The sequence below is a fragment of the Pseudomonas oleovorans subsp. oleovorans genome (assembly GCF_002197815.1).
GTDB classification, from domain to species: domain Bacteria; phylum Pseudomonadota; class Gammaproteobacteria; order Pseudomonadales; family Pseudomonadaceae; genus Aquipseudomonas; species Aquipseudomonas oleovorans.
The window spans coordinates 1-1,109 of the sequence record NZ_NIUB01000092.1 but is presented as its reverse complement, the minus strand read 5'-3'; the positions used below and the strand labels follow the sequence as shown (position 1 = coordinate 1,109).

General features: G+C 66.4%; 1 protein-coding gene and 1 pseudogene. Both read left to right on the top strand.

Annotation, left to right across the window (positions count from 1 at the left end; genetic code table 11):
- A pseudogene (locus PSOLE_RS23395) lies at nt 1-379 on the top strand (IS21 family transposase); the annotation flags it as partial.
- On the top strand, nt 267-1,016 hold the full coding sequence (istB, locus tag PSOLE_RS23390; protein ID WP_140419001.1) for an IS21-like element IS1474 family helper ATPase IstB: 750 nt from the start codon (nt 267-269) through the stop codon (nt 1,014-1,016). The pseudogene PSOLE_RS23395 and the gene istB, both read left to right, overlap by 113 nt.
- Nucleotides 1,017-1,109 lie beyond the last annotated feature (93 nt).

Genomic DNA, 1,109 nt, shown 5'->3' with positions numbered 1-1,109 from the left:
CCACAAGCCGCACCCGGAGATGGGCTACCGCGCCTGCCTCGGCCTGCTCTCGCTGGCCCGGCGCTATGGCAATGCACGCCTGGAAGCCGCTGCCGAACGTGCCGTACACCTGCGCGCCTTCACCGGGCGCAGCGTGCGCAACCTGCTCCAGCAAGGCCTGGATCAACAGCCGCTGCCCAAGCGCGCGGCTGAAACGGCCTTGCCCGAGCACCACGAAAACGTCCGTGGCGCCGACTACTACCAACCCCCGCAACAGGAGCTGTTCGATGATGCCGCAACACACCCTGAATCAACTGCACCAGCTACGCCTGGACGGCATGGCCCGCGCCCTGGAGGAGCAATGGACGCTGCCGGCCAGCCACAGCCTGAGCTTCGATGAACGCCTCGGCCTGCTGCTCGACCGTGAACTGGCCTGGCGTGACAACCAGCGCCTGGTACGGCTGCGCAAGAAGGCCAAGCTCAAGTACGCCAACGCTTGCCTGGAAGATATCGACCGCCGCTCCGGTCGCGCCCTGGACGAGCGTCTGATCGCCACCCTGGCCAGTGGCGACTGGATCCGCCAGCAGCACAACCTGCTGCTGACCGGCCCGACCGGTGCCGGCAAAACCTGGCTGGCCTGCGCCCTGGGCAACCAGGCCTGCCGCCAGGGCTATAGCACCCTGTACCTGCGCACCCCGCGCCTGCTGGAACAACTGCGCACCGCTCATGGCGACGGCAGCTTCGGCCGTACCCTGCAACAGCTGGCAAAGGTCGACGCCCTGGTGCTGGACGACTGGGCGCTAGCCCCGCTGGAGGAAGGAGCCCGGCATGACCTGCTGGAGGTGATCGACGACCGCGCTGGCAGCCGCTCCACCATCCTGACGAGCCAACTGCCCATCGAGCACTGGCACGGCTGGATCAACGACCCGACCCTGGCCGATGCCATCCTCGACCGCCTGGTGCACAACGCCTACCGGCTGACGATGAAAGGCGAGTCGCTGCGCCGAAAAAAAGCCGAGGAACAAGCCGCATCGTGACCGATGCGATTACAATCCAGAACCCGCGCAACCGGGGTGGAAGCACCGGTCACGTATTAGCGAAACGCTCGGTCACGTTCACCGAAATCCGCA

Coding starts and splice junctions, on each gene's coding strand:
- istB (WP_140419001.1), top strand. CDS start 267: ATGATGCCGCAACACACCCTGAATCAACTGCACCAGCTACGCCTGGAC.